The organism is Niastella sp. (genome assembly GCF_045805085.1).
In the GTDB taxonomy this organism is placed as follows: Bacteria; Bacteroidota; Bacteroidia; order Chitinophagales; family Chitinophagaceae; genus Niastella.
In genome coordinates, this window is the sequence record NZ_JBJMLX010000061.1 from 1 (window position 1) to 4,216 (window position 4,216).

Annotated in this window: 3 protein-coding genes; all 3 read left to right on the forward strand. The window is 42.3% G+C overall.

Translation table 11 applies throughout. The annotated features are described in order from the left end of the window. The first annotated feature begins 1 nt into the window (after position 1). On the forward strand, positions 2 to 1,114 hold the full coding sequence (locus ACJ751_RS02515) for a mannose-1-phosphate guanylyltransferase (RefSeq protein ID WP_407743801.1): 1,113 nt from the start codon (positions 2 to 4) through the stop codon (positions 1,112 to 1,114). A 239-nt stretch (positions 1,115 to 1,353) separates the two neighbouring features. Next, on the forward strand, positions 1,354 to 2,169 hold the full coding sequence (locus tag ACJ751_RS02520; protein ID WP_407743802.1) for a polysaccharide biosynthesis/export family protein: 816 nt from the start codon (positions 1,354 to 1,356) through the stop codon (positions 2,167 to 2,169). 13 nt (positions 2,170 to 2,182) lie between these two features. After that, the coding region (locus ACJ751_RS02525; protein ID WP_407743803.1) for a GumC family protein at positions 2,183 to 4,216 on the forward strand (2,034 nt) is incomplete at its 3' end.

The following is a 4,216-nucleotide window of genomic DNA, read 5'->3' on the forward strand; positions in this document are numbered from 1 at the left end:
AATTATGGCTGGTGGTATTGGTTCTCGTTTTTGGCCGGTAAGCAGAACGGATTATCCCAAGCAATTTCTTGATATCCTGGGAACCGGTGAAACATTGATCCAGCAAACATTCCGCCGGTTTGAACAGCTGGCGCCTTTGGAAAATATTTATGTAGTTACTTCTACAGATTATACCGGTATTGTAGAAAAGCAATTACCGCTGTTACCAAAAGAAAATATCTTAAGCGAGCCCGATAGAAAAAATACAGGTCCATGTATCGCCTACGCTTCCTTTAAAATATTTCAAAAAGACTCAAATGCTTCTATTATAGTGGCGCCTGCCGATCACCTGATTCTTGACCAGCAGGAGTTTGAGGCCGTTTGTACAAAGGGATTGCAGTTTGTTGAAACATGCGATGCACTCCTTACCATTGGAATAAAACCATCATATGCCAATACTGGGTATGGATATATACAATTCAATAAAGAGGCAGGTAAAGATGGGGTACACCGGGTAATTACTTTCACTGAGAAACCCGATGCGCAACGCGCGGCAAAATTTGTAAGTAGTGGGGAATACCTGTGGAACTCAGGAATTTTTGTGTGGAAGGCACGGTCAATTATTAATTCAATTGAAAAATATCTCGGTGATCTGTATCAATTGTTTAAAGAAAAACAAAATTGGCTTGGAACAAGTTTTGAGAGATTAATGATCGCCGATATTTACGCTGTTTGTGAAAATGTGTCGATCGATGTTGGAGTAATGGAAAAAGCAAACAACGTATTCATCCTTCCGGCATCATTCAGATGGAGTGATTTAGGTACCTGGAACAGTGCATGGGAGAACATGGGTAAAGATGTTCGTAATAATGCAGTGGCGGGCAATGGCGTACTGGTAATAGATACTACCCAATGCGTGGTACATGCTTCCAATGAAAAGCTGGTGGTGTTACAGGGTTTGCATAATTACATAGTGGTTGATACAAAAGATGTGTTGTTGATCTGCCAGAAAGAGAAGGAACAGGATATAAAACAGTATGTGAATGAAGTAAAGAAGTTGAAAGGCGAACGCTATCTGTATTCTGTTAACGACAATATAAAACCAGCCCCTGCAGTAGTTGAACGTGTTTATTAAGTAGAAGGGTTTGTAAACTGATAATCATAATAAAACAATTTTTAAACACATGTTGCACATAAAAATAATATGATATACGCTGATAATGTGCAAGCTTTTTGATAGATACAGCCTGACCTTAACGACCTCTTACGCTTGCCATTAAAAAACACCCTGCCTTTGGCCTAATAGATCCTGATTTGTTTGGGGATATTCCCCATGTAGCTGAAATGCTTTTTAAGCAAAATTAAATAACATATATGGGTTATAGGAAATGGACGCAGCCATTTAAATGGCGTGCATTACATGGCTTTTGCATTTTATTTTTAATACTTGTGAGTGCATCCTGCACAAATACCAGGAAGGCCGTATATTTTTCCGGTCAGCAAACTGGTTCTTTTCAACCACCCGCCATGCCCAAACCGGTTATCCAAAACAATGATCTGTTGAGTATAACTGTAAGCAGTTTGAATCCTGAAGCATCGGCAATATTTAATACACCAGGCGGTACCAATAATAATACTAATAATAGTGTGGTCACTCCTACCACAACAACAGCTACCGGTTATCTGGTTGATGGAGAAGGTAACATTCAATTCCCGTTTTTAGGAACGGTTAAAGCGTCTGGAATGACAAAAGACGAATTGAAAGATAAACTGACAAAAACGCTGGTAGATAAAAAGCTGTTGGTTGATCCCATTATCGCCGTTCGTTTCCTCAACTTCAAAGTTACGGTGTTAGGCGAAGTGGCGCATCCTACCGTGGTAACCGTGCCCAGTGAAAGTATCACTTTGCTGGAAGCATTGGGGTTGGCAGGTGATTTGACTATTTATGCTCAGCGGGATAACGTGCTTGTTATCCGTGATGAGGATGGTAAAAAGCTTACCCACCGGTTAAACCTTAATTCTACAGAATTATTCTCTTCACCATACTATTATTTAAGATCGAATGATGTGGTGTATGTGGAACCAAATAAAGCAAAAGTAGCCAGCACAGGACGTGCTCAAACATGGCTGCCAATTATATTCAGTGCATTATCTCTGGGCGTAATCGTCGTAGATCGTTTAACAAGATAAAAAATATTTTATTATGCAAGTGACACACAAAAACGGACTGGAAATGGAGAGCAGGGAAACCAGCGCTGCACAGTTGTGGAACCGTTATGTCTCGTACTGGCCCTGGTTTGTATTCCTGTTGTTACTGGCAATAGGCGGGGCTTGCCTGTACATGCGGTTTGCTATTCCAAAGTATGAGTCCACCGCACGGTTATTAATTAAAGATGAAAAGAAAGGGGTGGAAGATTCGAAAGGACTTGAATCACTCAACCTGATCTCTACCAAAAAGATCCTGGAGAATGAAATAGAGGTCTTATCGTCCCGCACCCTGGTAAAGGAAGTGGTAAACAATTTACAATTGTACGCCCCCGTATATGAAGAAAGAAAGTTCAATTCCTGGATGGAATCGAACAAATGGATTGCTGACAATCCGGTTACCGGCTGGATGTCAAGAAAAGGCGTTTCCCCCGGCGGATTACCTGCCTATACCACCTCCCCGGTAATAGTAAAGGTAAAAAGTCCTGACAGCCTGCGGGAAGTGCTCAAAGTGCCTTTTGTTTATGACAGGGCTCAACAGAAAGTAGTATTAGGTGCAGAAGGATATCCAATCAATGAGTGGGTAGAAACCCGGTATGGCACCTTGCAGTTTTCTCCTAACCCCCGTTTAACCGATTCAACTTATTTACCAAACGGACAATTTTATTTCTCTTTACAGGAGCCCAAGAAAGCAATTGCCGATATTCAGAACCGGTTGGTGATTGCATCGGCCAGTAAATTATCTTCCATTCTCAACCTCACTATTCGCGATGAGGTGCCCGAACGCGGGGAAGATATCCTGAATGAATTGCTTTCGTCCTATAACGTGGCTATGTTGAAAGATAAAAACACCCTGGCTGCTAATACGCTTAAGTTTGTAGAAGACAGGTTGAACCACGTATCGCGCGATCTGAGCGGCATTGAAAAAAAGATCGAAAGCTATAAATCATCGCAGGAAGCTGTGGATGTAAGCGAGCAGGGTAAATTGTTCCTGGAAAACGTAAGCGCCAACGACCAGAAGCTGAGTGAGATTGATATGAAACTGGCGGCGCTTGACCAGGTAGAGCATTATGTAAAGGCAAAAGATAACAGCAGCAGCATTGCACCTTCTACATTAGGCGTAACTGATCCCGTGTTATCGAGCCTGCTTGATAAATTATATGAGAAGGAGCTGGAATACGAAAAGAAGAAATCAACAACTGGTGAAGGTAACCCATTGTTAACTTCCGTAACTGACCAGATCAACCGGATCAAACCCGGGATCCTGGAGAATATTCAAAACCAGCGGAAAAATTTACAGGCCAGTAAATCGAATCTGTCCACTACCAACAGCTCTTATACTTCCGTATTACAAACCATTCCTAAAAAGGAACGTGACCTGATAGAAATAAGCCGGCAGCAAAACACCATGCAAAGCATTTATGCATTCCTGTTGCAGAAGAAAGAAGAAACAGCACTTTCCTATGCAGCCAATGTATCTGACAGCCGCATAGTAGACCGCGCCTCTTCAACAGTAACACCGGTTAGTCCAAAAACGCCGATCGTATTTGCAATTGCGATAGTGGTAGCTGTGGCATTCTTTGTGGTATGGGTTACTTTGAAGGAATTGTTCAGTAGAAAGATCATGTATCGCCAGGATATTGAACGGCTGACCAGTCATCCGATCATTGCAGAGATCTCCAGAAGCAAGGATAAGAACCCGATCGTGATAGGTGCGAACAACCGCACGTTTGTGGCGGAGCAATTCCGTAAACTACGGGTGGCGCTCAATTACCTCGGTGTAAATACCACGCATAAAAAAGTACTGGTTACTTCAGGTATTTCGGGTGAAGGGAAAAGTTTTATTGCTACCAATCTCGCACTGAGCATGGCATTGACCGGAAAAAAAGTGGTGTTGTTGGAAATGGACCTGCATAGTCCGGCCATTAGCGAGAACATGGGCGTAGACAGGGAAGTAGGTATGTCAAGTTATTTGCTGGGTACCCGCGAACCGGAAGAGATCATCAAACGCACGGAGCTAAATGATAATTTA

What these genes read in the sequence shown, in the direction of transcription:
- ACJ751_RS02520 (WP_407743802.1), top strand. Translation starts at nt 1,354, where the DNA reads ATGGGTTATAGGAAATGGACGCAGCCATTTAAATGGCGTGCATTACAT.